Origin of the sequence: Arthrobacter hankyongi, assembly GCF_022012395.1 — a bacterium.
GTDB classification, from domain to species: domain Bacteria; phylum Actinomycetota; class Actinomycetes; order Actinomycetales; family Micrococcaceae; genus Crystallibacter; species Crystallibacter hankyongi.
On record NZ_JAKLTQ010000013.1, the window covers coordinates 80,191 to 95,445 of the forward strand.

Consider the following 15,255-nt stretch of genomic DNA (forward strand, 5'->3'; position numbering starts at 1 on the left):
AAGGAGAGTCCAACCATGGCTTCAGTAGGCGAGATCCACCACGTTGCGGTGAACGTGCGGGACCTGGACGCGTCGATTCGGTTCTACGGGGACGGGCTTGGCCTGCGGAAGACCCTGGACATGCCCGTGGGGAACCCCACGACGTGGCGCACCATGGCGCTGCCGGAAGGCACCACCGGCCGGTCCGTCTTTATGCAGGGGCCGACCCGGGTGGGCCAGCTCGAGCTGCTGCAGTGGGACCTGCCGGTCCCCGAGGACACCCGCCCCAAGCGGGCCGGGGACCCCGGCCCCTGCGTGCTCTCGTTCTCCGTCTCCCACGACGACATCCGCGAGGTCTACGACCGGCTCCGCAGCATGGACGTGCACTGCTACACGGAACCCACCACCAACATCCTGACCAACTACGGGGCCGTCACGCTGTTCTTCTGCGAGGACCCGGACGGCAACCAGGTGGAGGTCATTGCGCTGCCCACGTACGAGGAGGTGAAGGCATTCCGTGCCGCGACCATGGCCGCTGAAGCTCCTGCCGGGCACTGACCAGCAGGCACCGGGACGCCGCTCGCCCCTGGTGTCGCTGGGCGTCCCGGTGTACCGGCGTTTCATCGCCGCCCAGACGCTCAGCTGCCTGTGCCTGTGGATGCACCGGACCGCGCACGTGTGGCTGGCGATCCAGATCACCGGCGGCGATCCACTCAGCGTCGGACTGGTGACCGGCCTGCAGTACCTGCCCATGTTCCTCAGTGCGCTGGGCGGACGGCTGGGGGACCGGCTGAACAAGCGGCGGCTGCTGATCGCGAGCCAGAGCATTGCCGCTGCCGGCAGCCTCGTCCTCGGGGTGCTCGCCTACCTGGGGGCGGCGCCGCTGGTCTGGGTGTGCATCTTCGCCGTGGTGCTGGGCATTCCCGCCGCGGTCGATGCTCCCGTCCGGCTGGCCATGCCGCGGGAACTGGTCGTCCCGGAGCTGCTGAGCAGCGCCATCGGGATCAACGGCATTGTCTTCCAGGTGTCCCGCGTCGTCGGCCCGGCGATCGCCGGCGTCTGCATCGCGGCCTGGGGCGTCGGCAGCGGATTCCTGCTGGCCGGCGTGAGCGGGGCCCTCGGCGTGGCGGCGCTGGCAGCACTGCCCAGAGGCGTTGCCCGGGCCGGGCGGGGCGCCGCGGCGACGCGCCGGAGCCCGGCGACGCGCCGGATCCGCGACGGCGCAGGCCTGATCGGTCCGATCGCGGGAGCATTCGTCGTGGGCGCGTGCCTGGCCAACCTCCAGCTGGCCCTGCCGCTCATCCTCACCGGCATTCCCGGGGCCGGTGCCGACAGCTTCGGCCTGTTGGTCGCGATGACCGGCCTGGGTGGAGCGGCCGGCGCGGCCGTTGCGGCGTCCTTCCGCGGTCCTGCCCCGAACGGGCGCCTGCACCTGCTGCTGGCCGGCTTCGCGGGCCTTAGTGCGGTGGTCGCCGTCCTGCCCAGCGTCCCGGCGCTGGCGCTGGGCGTCCTGGCCGCGGCGGTATTTATGCAGGCTTACAACACGATGGCCATCTCCACCCTGCAGGCCTACACGCCGGAAGGCGGGCACGGCCGGGTGATGGGCCTCTACGTCTTCTGCTATTTCATCTGGTCCGGTATCGGCACCCCCATGTTCGGGCTGGCCTCCGCGCAGATCGGCCCGCGTGCCGCCCTTGGCATCTCGTCGGGGCTCTGCCTGGCCGCGGTGATCGTCCTGTCCCTGCGGGTGCGCCGGTCCACCCCCGCTGTTCCCGCTGACGCACCGAAAGGAACCGAATCCGCATGACTGACCAGGGCCTGAAAGGCTTCTTCACTCCCGACAATGTGGCACTGATCGGGGCCAGCGAAAGCTCGGGCTGGACGGCGATGCTCCTCGAAGGCCTCGCGGCCTCGGCGGCACCGCCCCAGGTCCATTTCGTCAACCCCCGCAGCAGCACCGTCCACGGCAGGGCGGCCTTCGCCACGGTGGCCGAGATCCCGGGCGTGGTGGACCTGGCATTTGTGCTGGTGGGGCCGGACCGGGTGCTCGGCGTGGTCCGGGACTGCCTCGATGCGGGCATCCGCGACTTCGTGGTGCTGTCCTCCGGCCTGGGCGAGAGCAGCGCCTACGGGACGGCAACGCAGGAACTGGCCGAGCTGTGCGCCATGCACGAGGCCCGCCTGCTCGGACCCAACGTCAGCGGGTTCGTGGACCTGGCCCGGGGGACGGCCCTGTTCGGGCTGGCCTGGCCCCCACACCTGCTGCGCGGCAGCGTCGGCCTGGCCATGCAGTCCGGCGGGCTGGCCACCCACGCCCTGAGCCTGTGTGCCCAGTGGGGCATCGGGGTCAGCCGGCTCGTCACCACGGGCAACGAGGTCGGCATCACGGTCTCCGATGTGCTGGACGATTTTGCCGACGATCCCGACACCAGCGTCGTGGTCCTGTTCCTCGAGTCCATCCGGGACCCGGAGCGCTTCCGCCAGGCGGCGGTCCGGGCACGCGAGGCGGGCAAGGCGGTGGTCGCGCTGCACGTCGGCAGCTCCGAGCTGGGCCGGACCTCGGCGCTGGCCCATACCGGTGCCCTGGTGGGCGATCACGCCACCGCCATAGCCGCGCTGGAAGGAACCGGCGTCGCCTGCGTCAAGTCGCTCGAGGAACTGATTGCGGCGGCGGGGCTGCTGGCCCGCCATCCGGAAGGGCTGCCCGGCAGCCGGCTGGCTGTCGTCGCGGCCTCCGGGGGCGCCTGCGAGCTGATCGCCGACTCCGCCCAGCGGCTCGGGCTGGCCCTGCCGCCGCTGCCGGACAGCGTCCAGGGCTACCTGGGGACGGTGCTGCCCGCCGAAAGCACCGCCAGGAATCCATTGGATGTCACCGGTTTCGTGGTCAAGGAGCCGGAACTGACCTTCCAGGCGGTTGCCGGAATCGCCGCGCATGCAGCCGGCGACTACGACGCGCTCGTGTTCCAGTCGGTCCTGTTCCCCGCCGAGGATGCGGTCGACGATCCGGCGGTCCGGGAGCGGTTCCGGCGGCTGGGGGAACTGGTCCGGTCCACACCGCTGCCGGTGCTGCTGCAGACCGCCGGCACCTTCTCGCTGTCCCCGCGGGTGGCCGAACTCGTGGCCGGGAACGGGCTGTTCGTGCTGCCGGGGATCGCCGTCGGCATGCGGGCCATCGCCGCCGCGGCGCATTCCGCGCGGCTGCGGGCCGGGGCGCGGAACGCGGAGACCCCGGCCGCCGGGGTGCTCCCGGCGGGGGCGGGGGATGTGGCGGCGGCCATGCGCGACTGCGGGGTGCCGACACCGCCCGCCCGGGTCGTGGCAACGGCGGAGGAAGCAGCCGCCGCCGCGGCGGAGATCGGCTTCCCCGTTGCGGTGAAGCTGGTCAGTCCCGACGTGGCCCACAAGTCGGACGTCGGGGGAGTGGCCCTGGGCCTGCGGGATGCGGCAGCGGTCCGCGGCGCGGTCGCCGGCATGCAGGCCGCGGTGCGGCGGGCGCGCCCCGATGCACGCATCGAGGGCTACCAGGTGGTGGCGATGCGGCCGGCCGGTATCGAACTCCTCGTCAGCGTCACCCAGGACGCGACCTGGGGGCCGATGCTCACCGTGGGCTCGGGCGGTGTGCTCACCGAGGTGCTGGAGGACGTCGTCGTCCGGCCGCTGTCGCTGGACCCGGCGGTGATCAGCCAGATGCTCGGGCAGCTGCGGATCGCGCGGCTCTTCCCCGGCTACCGGGGCGCACCGGCCGCCGACCTGGACGCGGCGGTCGCCGCGGTCCAGGCCATTGGCCGGCTCGCCCTCCGGCTGGGCCCGGCCGCCCGGGCGGTGGAAGTGAACCCGCTGTGGCTCCGGGGGAAGCAGGCCGAGGCGCTCGACCTGCTCGTGGACTGGGCCTAGAGCCCGGCGGCAAGGGGCCGGCCGCCGGCCCCTTGCCGCCGGCGGGTCAGGGACGCTCCAGCAGCGTGGCGATGCCCTGGCCCACCCCGACGCACATGGTGGCGACCGCGCGGTGAGCCTGGCGGTCGGACAGTTCCAGCGCGGCGGTGAGCGCCAGGCGCGTCCCGCTCATGCCCAGCGGATGGCCCAGCGCGATGGCGCCGCCGTTGGGATTGACGTGCTCCGCGTCGTCGGGCAGGCCCAGGCGCCGGAGGCAGGCCAGTGACTGCGCGGCAAAGGCCTCGTTGAGCTCGATGAGGTCGATGTCGGCGATGCTGAGGCCGAGCCGGGACAGCAGCTTCCCGGTGGCGGGCACCGGACCGAGGCCCATCAGCCGCGGCTCCACGCCGGCCGTCGCCGTGGCCACGATCCGGGCCAGCGGCGTGAGCCGGTAGCGTTCCACCGCCGCCTCGCTGGCAATGAGCACCGCGGCCGCCCCGTCATTGATCCCGCTGGCATTGCCGGCAGTCACCGTGCCGCCGGACCGGAAGGGCGCCGGCAGCTTGGCCAGTGCCTCGGCGGTCGTGGGGCGCGGATGCTCGTCGGCTTCGACCAGCACCTCCCCGCGCCGCGAGGGCACGGAAACCGGCACGATTTCGCGCGCCAGCCGGCCGCGGGCGGCGGCTGCCGCGGTGCGCTCCTGCGAACGCAGCGCAAAGGCGTCCTGGTCCTCCCGGGAGATGCCGTCCAGCGCCGCCACATTCTCGGCGGTCTCCGGCATCGAGTCGGTGCCGTACAGCTCATTCATCGTCCGGTTGACGAACCTCCAGCCAATCGTCGTGTCGTGGATTTCCGGCACGCGGCTGTAGGCCGCGGTGGACTTCGGCATCACAAACGGCGCCCGGCTCATCGATTCCACTCCGCCGGCGATGACCAGGTCGGCCTCGCCGCCGGCCGCCATCCGTCCGCCCATGGCGACCGCATCGAGTCCTGAACCGCAGAGCCGGTTGACCGTGGTGCCGGGCACGGTTGCCGGCAGCCCGGCGAGCAGCACCGCCATGCGGGCAACGTTCCGGTTGTCCTCGCCGGCCTGGTTGGCGCAGCCGAGCAGGACCTCGTCGACCGCCGCGGGGTCGAGGTCCTGGTGCCGGGCCATCAACTCCCGGATGACGTGGGCGGCGAGGTCATCGGCACGCACCGGACTCAGGCCGCCGGCATACCGGCCGATGGGGGTGCGGACGCCGTCCACGAGGTAGGCCGCAGTGGAATTTCGGGTGCTGTGCATCGGGTTCTCCCAACCTATTGAGTAACATACCGACTGGATGGTATCTTGCAGGGAACAGGCCTTCAACCGGTGCAACGAGGACTCTACGGCGTACTCTACGCCGCGCAGCCGCTCCGAGCCGAATAGGAGATTAATGTGAATCGTGCAGCCCAATCACTGGAGGAGTTGCGCTCCGAAATCAAGCAGTGGATTGCCCGCAACCTGCAGCCGGACCTGGTCGGCATGGACGACATGGACGTGGAGCGGGAGATCTGGGGGAACCCGGACAGCCCGAAGCACGAGGCCTTCCTCGCCTACGAAAAGGCCTCCCTGGAAGCCGGCCTGGTCTGCCCGCACTGGCCGGCAGAGTACGGCGGCCGGGATTTCGGGGACCTGGAGATGGCGGTGCTGGCCGAGGAACTGGCGGCGGTGGGCATGCCGCGCCTGACGCGCGGGATGGGCGAGCGGCTGTGCGGCCCGTCGATCATCGCCCACGGAACCGAGGAGCAGAAGGCCCGGTTCCTGCCGCGGATCATCAGCGGCGAGGACCGCTACTGCCAGGGCTTCTCCGAGCCCGGCGCCGGTTCGGACCTGGCCTCGGTCAGCACCCGGGGGGTCGTCGACGGGGACGAGATCGTGATCACCGGCGAGAAGATCTGGACCTCGCGGGCCCACCTGGCCAACATGATGTTCCTGCTCTGCCGGACCGACCCGGACGCGCCCAAGCACAAGGGGATCTCCTTCGTGATCGTGCCGATGCGCGACAACGGGATCACCATCAGCGAGGTGATCACCATGGCCGGTGACAACGCCTTCTGCCAGGAATTCATCGACGGCGCCCGCGCCCCGCTGGCGAACGTCATCGGCGGCCTGGGCGGCGGCTGGAAGGCGGCCATGACGACGCTGGGCAGCGAACGCGGTGCCGTGGCGGCGACCCAGCACCTGCAGTACGAGCAGGAGCTCGACGAACTGGTCCGGCGGGCCCGCGAGCTGCAGCGGCTTGACGACCCCCAGGTCCGCCAGGACCTGGCCTGGGCCTTCTGCCAGGTCCATGTCATGAAGGCCACCGGGCAGCGGGTGCTGGCCAAGCTGGCCAGCGGCGGGGAAGTGGGTCCGGAGGCTTCGCTGACGAAGCTGGTCTGGAGCGAGTACCACCGCCGGCTGGGCGAAATCGCGGCGGACCTGCAGGGGGCCCACGCCCTGGTCCGGCCCGAGGGGGACGGGTACAAGGTGGACCGGTGGCAGAAGGCGTTCCTCGCCAGCCGCGCCGAAACCATCTTCGCCGGCACCAGCGAGGTCCAGCGCCGGATCATTGCCGAACGGGTCCTGGGCCTGCCGCGCGAGCAGTCCGCCGGGGCAGCCAAATGACCCAGCTCATCGATGCCGGGCCGGACCGGCGGCACGCACCGCTGCTGGACCGGCTGCTCCAGCCGCGCTCGGTGGCCCTGGTCGGCGCGACCGACCGGTCCCGCTGGTCGTCGCAGACCTTCGAGAACCTGCGGCGCTACTCGCCCCAGGTGCCGGTGTACTGCGTGAGCCCGAAAGGCGGGACCGTCCACGGGGTCCGCGCCTACACTTCGCTGGCGGAGATCGGCGCACCGGTCGACCTGGCCTACGTGATGACGCCGCGGGAAACCGTGCCCGGGATCCTGCGGCAGGCCGGCGCCGCCGGCGCGCGCGCCGCCGTCGTCCTCACCGCAGGCTTCGGCGAGACGCCGGACGGCAAGGCGTACCAGGCGGCGGCCGTCGAGGCCGCCGCGGAGGCCGGCGTGGCGCTCCTGGGCCCCAACGGCAACGGCTTCATCAATGTGCACGATTCGGTGGTCCCCTTCGGACTGGCGCTGCCCCGGTTTCCGCTGCCCGGGCCGGCCTCGTTCGTCCTGCAGTCCGGGGGCCTGGTCAAGCCGGTCCTGAGCCTGGCCGACGCCTGGGGCGCAGGGGTAGGCGTTGTGGCCTGCACCGGAAACGAAGCGGCGCTCACCGCCGCCGACGTCGCGGCCGCCCTCCTCGACGATGAGCGAACCGGCGCCGTCGGGCTCTTCCTCGAGACGATCCGCGACACGGAAGCCTTCCGGCACCTGGCCCGGAAGGCGGTGGAACTGGACAAGCCGGTCGTCGCCCTGACCGTCGGGCGCAGCGACGCGGCCCGGCGGGCCGCCCAGGCCCACACCGGCGCCCTCGCGGCCGACGCCGCGGTCTCGTCCGCGGTGCTCAAATCCCTGGGGGTGGTCGAAGTTTCCTCGGTCGAGGAACTGGTGGCCGCCACCGACCTGCTGGCCCGGGGAGTCCGCCCGCGCGGCCCGAAGATCGCCGTCGTGGGTGCATCCGGCGGCGCCTGCGAACTGGTGGCGGAAAAGGCCTCCGCGCTCGGCCTCACGGTGCCCGAACTCCCGGAAGCGTGCGTGGCCGCCCTGGCCGAGGTGCTCCCGGACATCTCCCAGGCGCAAAATCCACTGGACGTCACCGGCTTCGCGACCGTCGACCCGATGCTTCCGGTGCGGGCGCTGGAAGCCATGCTGGCCACCGCCGACACGGACGCGGTGCTGTTCCAGGCGTTCGTGCTGCCACCCGACGACACCGCCGATCCCAACGCCGCCCGGGCCTACTTCGCCGGGATCGCCCGGGCCGTCCGGTCCGCGGACCTGCCGGTCCTGCTGCAGGACGAGGTGTCGGCCCCGGTGTCCGGGCTCGGCCGCTCCATCCTCGACACGGAAGGGCTGGTCCGGCTGGCCGGCATCGAGGTCGGCATCACCGCCCTGGCGCATGCCGTGCGCTGGACCGCGTCCCGCCGCGCCCTGCTGTCGCGCCAGGCCGAAGACCGGGCCGCCGTCGTGCTGGCCCGGCCGGACAAATCCGCCGCGCTCTCGGAATTCGACGCCCTCAGGCTGCTGGCCGCCGGCGGGGTGCCGGTCATCCCGCAGACCTTGGCCACCTGTCCCCGGGAGGCCGTGCAGGCGGCCGCGGCCCTGAAGGGACCGGCCGTGCTGAAGGTCTGCTCCCCGGACATCGCACACAAGTCGGACATCGGCGGCGTGGTCCTCAACGTCCAGGGCGAGGCCGCAGTCGCGGCCGCCTACAACGGCATCATGAATCGGGTGCCGGCCCAGCTGCCCGAGGCCCGCATCGACGGAGTACTGGTCTCCCCGATGCGGTCCGGGGGGATCGAACTGATCGCCGGCATCAACCGCGACCCGGTGTGGGGGCCGGTCCTCCTCCTGGGCATGGGCGGCGTCCTGGTCGAGGTCCTGAAGGACGTGGCGCTGCGGCCGCTGCCCGTCACCCGCGCCGATATCGCCGAGATGCTGGCGGAGCTGCGGGCCGCCCCGCTGCTGCACGGCGTCCGCGGCCAGGCCCCCATCGCGCTCGAGGCGCTGGCCGATGCGGTGCTCGCCCTCACCGATGTGGCCGCCGCCCTCGGCGGCGAGTTGCAGTCTATCGAGATCAACCCCCTGCGTGCGGACCATACGACCGTCGAGGCGCTTGACGCGCTCATCGTCTGGGCCGACGACGCCGTTTCCGACGTGGAAGAAGGAGAATCCAATGACGTTGAGCTACACCGCTGAACACGAGGAGTTGCGGGGCTCCGTCCGCCGGCTGCTGGCCGAGCAGGCCGGCAGCGCACAGCTTCGCCAGCTGATCGATTCGCCGGAACCCTACGATGCCTCGCTGTGGAAGACGATGGCCCAGGAACTCGGACTCCACGGCATGGCCATCCCCGAGGAGTACTCGGGCTCCGGGTACGGCTTCCTGGAACAGGCCGTGGTGATGGAGGAAATGGGCCGGGCGGTGCACCGCTCGCCGTACTTCTCCACCGTCATCCTGGCCGCCACCGCCCTGCAGTTGGCCGACCAGGAAGACGCGCGGGCCCGGTGGCTTCCCGGCATCGCCAGCGGGGAGACCGTGGGCACGGTTGCGCTCGCCGAGGCCGACGGCGACTGGACGGCACCGCGGGTTGCCACCAGGGCCCGGGCCGGGGACGGCGGCTACCGCCTCCACGGCACCAAGCACTTCGTCACCGACGGCGCGGCCGCGGACCTGATTATCGTGCTGGCGGACAGCGACGACGGCGAGCTGCTGCTGGCCGTGGACGCGCAGGATCCGGGGGTCACGGTGGCCGATGTCCCGGTCCTTGACCAGACCCGGCCGCTGGCCACGATCACGTTCGACGGGGCCGCCGGAACGGTGCTCACCGCCGGTGCCCGCACCCGGGAGGTGCTCGCCGGGCTGCTGGACACGGCGCTGGCGGCCCTGGCCGCCGAGCAGGTCGGCGGCGCCGGCCGCGCGCTCGAGATGGCGGTGGAGTATGCGAAGATCCGCGAGCAGTTCGGGGCCGCCATCGGCAGCTTCCAGGCGATCAAGTTCAAGGCCGCCGACATGCTGCTGCAGCTGGAGGCCGCCCGCTCCGCCGCCCTCTACGCCGCCCGCGCCGTCGCCGAGGACGCCGCCGACCGGACGGTGGCCGCCGCCGTGGCCAAGGCCGTCTGCTCGGAGGGGTACTTTGCCATCGCCGCCGAATCCATCCAGATCCACGGCGGCATCGGGTTCACCTGGGAGCACGACGCCCACCTCTACTTCAAGCGGGCCAAGGCCTCGGAGCTGCTGTTCGGCAATGCCGGCGTGCACCGCGAACGCCTGGCCCGGCAGCTGGGGTGGACGGCATGAGCGAGAAGGCCGCTCCCCGGCCCACGCCCGACACCCAGCCGTTCTTCGACGCCGCGGCCCGGGGCGAGCTGAGCCTGCCCAAGTGCCGCGACTGCGGGGAGCTCTTCTTCTACCCCCGCAGCTGGTGCCCGCGCTGTTCCTCGGCGGATCTGGAATGGACGCCGTGCTCGGGACGGGCGCGGCTGCACTCCTACCTGATCAACACCCGCCCCGCGCCGGGCTTCGAGGACGAGACCCCGTACTCGATCGCCGTCGTCGAACTTGAGGAAGGGCCGCGCATGATGACCAATATCGTCGGCGTTCCCCAGACGCCGGAGCACCTAGTGCTGGACATGGAACTCGAGGTGGTGTTCGACAAGCACGGCGAAGTGGCCGTGCCGAAGTTCATGCCGGCAGGTGGCGCGCGATGACGAACACGATCAGGAACAAGACAGCCATCATCGGGGCGGCCGAAACCCAGCGGCTCGGGACCATCCCGGACCAGTCGGCCATGCAGCTGCACGCCGAAGCCGGCCTCGCCGCGCTGCGCGACGCCGGGCTGACGGTCCACGACGTCGACGGCGTGGCCTGCGCCGGGGAATCGCCGGTGGAAGTGGCCGAATACCTCGGCATCACGCCCCAGTACCTGGACGGCACCCACGTGGGCGGGTCCTCGTTCATGCTGCACGTGCGGCATGCGGCCGCCGCCATCGCGGCGGGGCTGTGCACCACGGTGCTGATCACCCACGGGGAGTCGGGCCGCTCGCGCGTGGGCATGCAGCCGTGGGCCCCGGCTCCGCAGTCGATGCGCGGCCAGTTCGAGGTGCCGTACGGCGTGATGGGCCCGCCCACGACCTTCCCGATCGGGCTGCTGCGCTACATGAAGGACTACGGCATGACGCCGGAACAGCTGGCGATGGTCCCGGTGGTGCAGCGGCAGTGGGCCGGACTGAACCCGCGCGCCAAGCTCCGGGACCCGATCACGGTCGACGACGTGCTCTCCTCCCGGATGGTGGCCTACCCGATCCATCTGCTCGAATGCTGCCTGGTGACCGACGGCGGCGGGGCGGTGGTGATCACCTCGCTCGACCGGGCGAACAGCCTGGACCTGCCGCACGACCCGGTCGTCATCCTCGGGGCCGGCGAATCGAGCGAATCCGCGATGGTCTCGATGATGGCGGATGTGACCTCGTCCCGGGCCTTCCGCACCGCCGGGGAACGCGCCTTCGCCGAGGCGGGGATCAAGCATAGCGAGGTCGACCACCTGATGATCTACGACGCCTTCGCCCACGTGCCGATCTACGGGCTCGAGGACCTGGGCTTCGTCGGCAGGGGAGAGGCCCCCGCCTTCATCGGGGACGGCCACACCGCCCCGGGCGGGTCGCTGCCGCTGAACACCAACGGCGGCGGGCTGTCCTACACGCACACCGGCATGTACGGGATGTTCGCGATCCAGGAATCGGTCCGCCAGCTGCGCGGCCAGGCGCCGGCCCAGGTGCCCGACGCCAACATCAGCGTGGTGCTGGGCAACGGCGGGATGTTCATGAGCGCAGGCGTCCTGGTGCTCGGAACCCCCGCGGCCGCCTGAAACCACTGCCACCCAAAGGAGGGACACCTATGAACGAGCCCATCTGCGACGGCCGCGTCGTGATCGTCACCGGCGCCGGCGGAGGCATCGGCCGGTACCATGCCCTGGAATTCGCGCGGCAGGGCGCCAAGGTCGTGGTCAATGACCGCGGCGTGCGGGTCGACGGCTCCGACGGCGCCCGGGAAACGGTGTCGGCGGCCGACGCCGTCGTCGCCGAAATCATCGAACGCGGCGGCGAGGCCGTGGCCGACTACCACGATGTGTCCGACATGGCGGGCGCCGAGGCCCTGGTGCAGCGGGCCGTCGACGAATTCGGACAGCTCAACGTGCTGGTGAACAACGCCGGCATTGTCCGCGACCGCACGGTGGCGAACATGGCCGAGTCCGAATGGGACGACGTCATCCGGGTGCATCTGAAGGGCACCTTCGCGCCCACCCACTTCGCGAGCCGGTACTGGCGCTCCCTGCACAAGGAGGGACGCCCGGTGCCGGCCCGGATCGTCAACACGACCTCGACCTCGGGCCTGTTCGGCAACCCCGGACAGTCGAACTACGGCGCCGCCAAGGCCGGGATCGCCTCCTTCACCATGATCACGGCGATGGAACTGCACCGCTACGGGATCAAGGTCAACGCCGTTTCCCCGGGCGCCCGGACCCGGATGACCGCCGGCCTGATCGACGAGCCGGAGGGCGACTTCGACCCGTTCGACCCGGCCGCCATCGCCCCGTTTGTGGTGTGGCTGGGCTCCGACGCGGCCGGCGAGATGACCGGGCAGGTGCTGGCGGTCTCGGGCGGAACCGTCACGGTGCTCGAGCCCTGGCGCCCGGGACCGTCCGAGGAACGCCCGCACCTCTTCTCGGTCCAGGACGTCGCCGACGTCGTGCCGAAGCTGCTGGCCGACGCCTACATCAATCCGCGCCTGCCCCAGGGCTGAACGGGAGAGGAAAAAACCATGGTGCTTGACCTGGCCTCCGTCGGCCGTGCCAACGGACCGCACACCCTGGAATGGACCGAGCGGGACACCTTGCTGTACGCGGTGTCCGTCGGCGCCGGCCAGGACCCCCTGGCCGAGCTGGCGCTGACCACCGAAAACAGCGAAGGGCTGGCCCAGCAGGTGCTTCCCTCCTTCGGGGTCGTGGTCGGGCAGCAGGTCCTGCGGCCCGACATCGGCGACTTCGACCGGTCCAAGCTCGTGCACGCCGAACAGCACTTCGAGCTGCACCGCCCGCTCACCGCCTCCGGTGCCCTGGCGGTGACCGCCAGGGTCGGGGCCATCTACGACAAGGGCTCCGGGGCGCTGGTCTGGACCGAGACGACGTCGGTGGATGCGGCCACCGGGGAGCCGGTGATGACCGCACGCTCGGCCAGCTTCATCCGCGGCGAAGGCGGCTTCGGCGGCGAGCGGGGACCGGCAGCAGCCTGGGACGCGCCGGCCCGGCAGCCCGACGTCGAGGTGGCCATGCCGGTGCGTCCCGAGCAGGCCCTGCTGTACCGGCTCAACGGCGACCGAAACCCGCTGCACTCCGACCCGGCGTTTGCCGCCCGGGGCGGTTTCGACCGGCCCATTCTGCACGGCATGTGCACTTTCGGTTTTACCTGCCGGGCCCTGGTTGCCGCCGCCGGGGGCGATCCGGCCCGGCTGACCGCCATGGGCGGCCGTTTCTCCGCTCCGGTGTGGCCCGGCGACACCCTGACCGTGCAGGTCTGGCAGGACAACGAGGACGTCCTCTTCCGCACGCTGCGCGGCGACGGGACGGTAGTGATCGACCACGGGCGGGCCCGGCTCGCGGAGCCTGGCGGCGCCGCCGGGGCCGGCACCCTGGCCGCCCACGCCGGGTCCGCCCGGCGGTAAAGACATTCCACACAACTTTCGCACCACAGAAGGAGACATCCATGGCCCGGACCGGGACACCGCCCACCGCCCTCGAGCTGTTCGGCATCGACGGGCTGCTGTCCGACGACGAGCTGGCGATCCGGCAGACCGTGCGCGAGTACTGCGACGGGAAGATCAGGCCGCATTTGGCCGACTGGTTCGAGGCCGGCAGCCTGCCGGCCCGCGAGCTCGCCCGGGAACTGGGCAGCCTCGGGGCGCTGGGAATGCACCTGGAAGGCTACGGCTGTGCCGGCATGAGCGCCACGGCCTACGGCCTGGCCTGCCTGGAGCTGGAGGCGGCCGACTCGGGCATCCGGTCCCTGGTCTCGGTGCAGGGGAGCCTGGCGATGTACGCGATTTGGGCCTACGGCAGCGAGGAGCAGAAGCAGGAATGGCTCCCGCGCATGGCGTCCGGCGAGGCCATCGGCTGCTTCGGCCTGACCGAGCCCGACCACGGCTCGAACCCCTCGGGCATGCGGACCTACGCCAAGCAGGACGGCGATGACTGGATCCTCAACGGCACCAAGATGTGGATCACCAACGGGTCGATCGCCCAGGTGGCGGTGGTGTGGGCGGCCACGGACGACGGCGTGCGCGGCTTCGTGGTGCCGACCGACACCCCGGGCTTCTCCGCCCCTGAGATCAAGAAGAAGCTGTCGCTGCGGGCCAGCGTGACCTCGGAACTCGTCCTGGACTCCGTCCGGCTCCCCGCCTCCGCCATGCTGCCCGAAGCGACGAGCCTGCGGGCCCCGCTGGGCTGCCTCAACGAGGCCCGCTTCGGCATCGTCTTCGGCGCCCTCGGGGCGGCCCGCGAGTGCCTCGAGACGGCGACGGCGTACGCCCGGGAGCGCGAGGTCTTCGACAAGCCGCTCGCCGGGTTCCAGCTGACCCAGGAGAAGCTGGCGAACATGGCACTGGAGCTGGGCAAGGGGATGCTGCTGGCCCTGCACCTGGCCCGCCTGAAGGAGCAGCACGCCCTGGCCCCCGAGCAGGTCAGCCTCGGGAAGCTGAACAACGTGCGCGAGGCGATCCGCATCGCCCGCGAGTGCCGCACCATCCTGGGCGCCAACGGGATTTCGCTGGAATACCCGGTGATCCGCCACGCCAACAACCTGGAATCCGTCTTGACCTACGAGGGCACGAGCGAGGTCCACACGCTTGTGATCGGGCAGGCCCTGACCGGCCTGCCGGCGTTCAGGTGAAGTCCGGCCGTAACGAACTGGGAGAGTCAGATGAAAATTGCAGTGCTGGTAAAGCAGGTGCCGGACACCTACGGCGACCGCAGGATGGACCCGGCCACCCGGACCGTGGACCGCGGTTCGGCCGATCCGGTGATCGACGAGATCAACGAGCGGGCCGTGGAGGCCGCGCTCCAAATCAAGGAGGCGGGGGACGGCGTGACGGTCACCGCCGTCACCATGGGACCCGTCCGGGCGGTGGAGGCGCTGCGCAAGGCCCTGGCCATGGGCGCCGATTCGGCCGTGCACATCTGTGACGACACGCTGGCCGGCTCCGACGCCATGCAGACCTCCGAGGTGCTGGCCGCCGCGCTCGCGGGCCGGGACTTCGACCTGGTCATCGCCGGCAACGAGTCCACGGACGGCCGGACCGCGGCCGTGCCGGCGATGCTCGCCGAACGCCTCGGGATGGCCCAGCTGACGTTCCTGCGCACCGTCACGGTCAGCGGCGGCAGCGTGTCCGGCGAGCGGATGACCGGGAACGGGTACGTGGAGGCACAGGCGCCCCTGCCCGCGGTGGTCTCGGTCACCGAGCAGTCGGCCGAACCGCGGTTCCCGAAGTTCCGCGGGATCATGGCCGCGAAGAAGAAGCCGCTGCAGACCCTGACCCTGGCCGAACTGGGCCTCCCCGGCGGCGAGGCCGGCGGGGAAAACTCCTGGTCCCGGGTCCTGGACGTCACCGCGCGGCCCGCACGCACGGCCGGGACGGTGGTCACCGACGACGGGACCGCCGGTACCCAGGTCGCCGAGTACCTCGCCGCCGCCAAACTGATCTAGCCGCAGCTTTCCGGAAAGGAA

Annotated in this window: 13 protein-coding genes; 12 read left to right on the top strand and 1 reads right to left on the bottom strand. The window is 71.5% G+C overall.

The window, feature by feature from the left end; translation table 11 throughout:
- The first annotated feature begins 15 nt into the window (after positions 1-15).
- From LVY72_RS16020 to LVY72_RS16030, 3 genes are read left to right on the top strand one after another with little or no spacing between them, the layout of a single operon-like run.
- Complete coding sequence (locus tag LVY72_RS16020) at positions 16-537, top strand: VOC family protein (protein WP_237822678.1); 522 nt, start codon at positions 16-18, stop codon at positions 535-537.
- Positions 497-1,786: an MFS transporter gene (locus LVY72_RS16025; protein WP_237822680.1), complete on the top strand. Its 1,290-nt coding sequence runs from the start codon at positions 497-499 to the stop codon at positions 1,784-1,786. Before LVY72_RS16020 ends, LVY72_RS16025 begins: the two co-directional genes overlap by 41 nt.
- Entirely contained in the window at positions 1,783-3,873 is a 2,091-nt protein-coding gene (locus LVY72_RS16030) for an acetate--CoA ligase family protein (protein WP_237822682.1), read from the top strand. The genes LVY72_RS16025 and LVY72_RS16030 overlap by 4 nt, the downstream gene beginning before the upstream one ends.
- A gap of 46 nt (positions 3,874-3,919) precedes the next feature.
- Here LVY72_RS16030 and pcaF read toward each other — a convergent pair whose 3' ends face one another.
- The gene (gene pcaF / locus LVY72_RS16035; protein WP_237822683.1) at positions 3,920-5,137 is read right to left on the bottom strand and encodes a 3-oxoadipyl-CoA thiolase; all 1,218 of its coding nucleotides are present in this window, start codon (positions 5,135-5,137) and stop codon (positions 3,920-3,922) included.
- 135 nt (positions 5,138-5,272) lie between these two features.
- Here pcaF and LVY72_RS16040 point away from each other — a divergent pair, with 135 nt between their 5' ends.
- Genes LVY72_RS16040 through LVY72_RS16080 form a run of 9 tightly spaced genes read left to right on the top strand, consistent with a single transcriptional unit; the run spans position 5,273 to position 15,234 of the window.
- Entirely contained in the window at positions 5,273-6,484 is a 1,212-nt protein-coding gene (locus LVY72_RS16040) for an acyl-CoA dehydrogenase family protein (RefSeq protein ID WP_237822685.1), read from the top strand.
- Positions 6,481-8,679: an acetate--CoA ligase family protein gene (locus LVY72_RS16045; RefSeq protein WP_237822688.1), complete on the top strand. Its 2,199-nt coding sequence runs from the start codon at positions 6,481-6,483 to the stop codon at positions 8,677-8,679. Before LVY72_RS16040 ends, LVY72_RS16045 begins: the two co-directional genes overlap by 4 nt.
- Positions 8,657-9,778, top strand: coding sequence for an acyl-CoA dehydrogenase family protein (locus LVY72_RS16050; RefSeq protein WP_237822690.1), 1,122 nt, complete (start codon positions 8,657-8,659; stop codon positions 9,776-9,778). The genes LVY72_RS16045 and LVY72_RS16050 overlap by 23 nt, the downstream gene beginning before the upstream one ends.
- On the top strand, positions 9,775-10,188 hold the full coding sequence (locus LVY72_RS16055; protein ID WP_237822692.1) for a Zn-ribbon domain-containing OB-fold protein: 414 nt from the start codon (positions 9,775-9,777) through the stop codon (positions 10,186-10,188). The genes LVY72_RS16050 and LVY72_RS16055 overlap by 4 nt, the downstream gene beginning before the upstream one ends.
- On the top strand, positions 10,185-11,345 hold the full coding sequence (locus LVY72_RS16060; RefSeq protein WP_237822694.1) for a thiolase C-terminal domain-containing protein: 1,161 nt from the start codon (positions 10,185-10,187) through the stop codon (positions 11,343-11,345). Before LVY72_RS16055 ends, LVY72_RS16060 begins: the two co-directional genes overlap by 4 nt.
- A gap of 29 nt (positions 11,346-11,374) precedes the next feature.
- On the top strand, positions 11,375-12,280 hold the full coding sequence (locus LVY72_RS16065; protein ID WP_237822696.1) for an SDR family oxidoreductase: 906 nt from the start codon (positions 11,375-11,377) through the stop codon (positions 12,278-12,280).
- An 18-nt stretch (positions 12,281-12,298) separates the two neighbouring features.
- On the top strand, positions 12,299-13,198 hold the full coding sequence (locus LVY72_RS16070) for a MaoC family dehydratase (RefSeq protein ID WP_237822698.1): 900 nt from the start codon (positions 12,299-12,301) through the stop codon (positions 13,196-13,198).
- 41 nt (positions 13,199-13,239) lie between these two features.
- Positions 13,240-14,421 carry an acyl-CoA dehydrogenase family protein gene (locus LVY72_RS16075; protein WP_237822700.1) on the top strand — a complete coding sequence of 394 codons (1,182 nt, stop codon included), beginning with the start codon at positions 13,240-13,242 and terminating at the stop codon, positions 14,419-14,421.
- A gap of 30 nt (positions 14,422-14,451) precedes the next feature.
- Positions 14,452-15,234: an electron transfer flavoprotein subunit beta/FixA family protein gene (locus LVY72_RS16080; RefSeq protein WP_237822702.1), complete on the top strand. Its 783-nt coding sequence runs from the start codon at positions 14,452-14,454 to the stop codon at positions 15,232-15,234.
- Positions 15,235-15,255 lie beyond the last annotated feature (21 nt).

Bases quoted from the DNA above. Each gene is read 5' to 3' on its own strand.
- LVY72_RS16020 (WP_237822678.1), top strand. From the start codon at position 16: ATGGCTTCAGTAGGCGAGATCCACCACGTTGCGGTGAACGTGCGGGAC.
- LVY72_RS16030 (WP_237822682.1), top strand. From the start codon at position 1,783: ATGACTGACCAGGGCCTGAAAGGCTTCTTCACTCCCGACAATGTGGCA.
- pcaF (WP_237822683.1), bottom strand. From the start codon at position 5,137: ATGCACAGCACCCGAAATTCCACTGCGGCCTACCTCGTGGACGGCGTC.
- LVY72_RS16045 (WP_237822688.1), top strand. From the start codon at position 6,481: ATGACCCAGCTCATCGATGCCGGGCCGGACCGGCGGCACGCACCGCTG.
- LVY72_RS16050 (WP_237822690.1), top strand. From the start codon at position 8,657: ATGACGTTGAGCTACACCGCTGAACACGAGGAGTTGCGGGGCTCCGTC.
- LVY72_RS16055 (WP_237822692.1), top strand. From the start codon at position 9,775: ATGAGCGAGAAGGCCGCTCCCCGGCCCACGCCCGACACCCAGCCGTTC.
- LVY72_RS16060 (WP_237822694.1), top strand. From the start codon at position 10,185: ATGACGAACACGATCAGGAACAAGACAGCCATCATCGGGGCGGCCGAA.
- LVY72_RS16065 (WP_237822696.1), top strand. From the start codon at position 11,375: ATGAACGAGCCCATCTGCGACGGCCGCGTCGTGATCGTCACCGGCGCC.
- LVY72_RS16070 (WP_237822698.1), top strand. From the start codon at position 12,299: ATGGTGCTTGACCTGGCCTCCGTCGGCCGTGCCAACGGACCGCACACC.
- LVY72_RS16075 (WP_237822700.1), top strand. From the start codon at position 13,240: ATGGCCCGGACCGGGACACCGCCCACCGCCCTCGAGCTGTTCGGCATC.
- LVY72_RS16080 (WP_237822702.1), top strand. From the start codon at position 14,452: ATGAAAATTGCAGTGCTGGTAAAGCAGGTGCCGGACACCTACGGCGAC.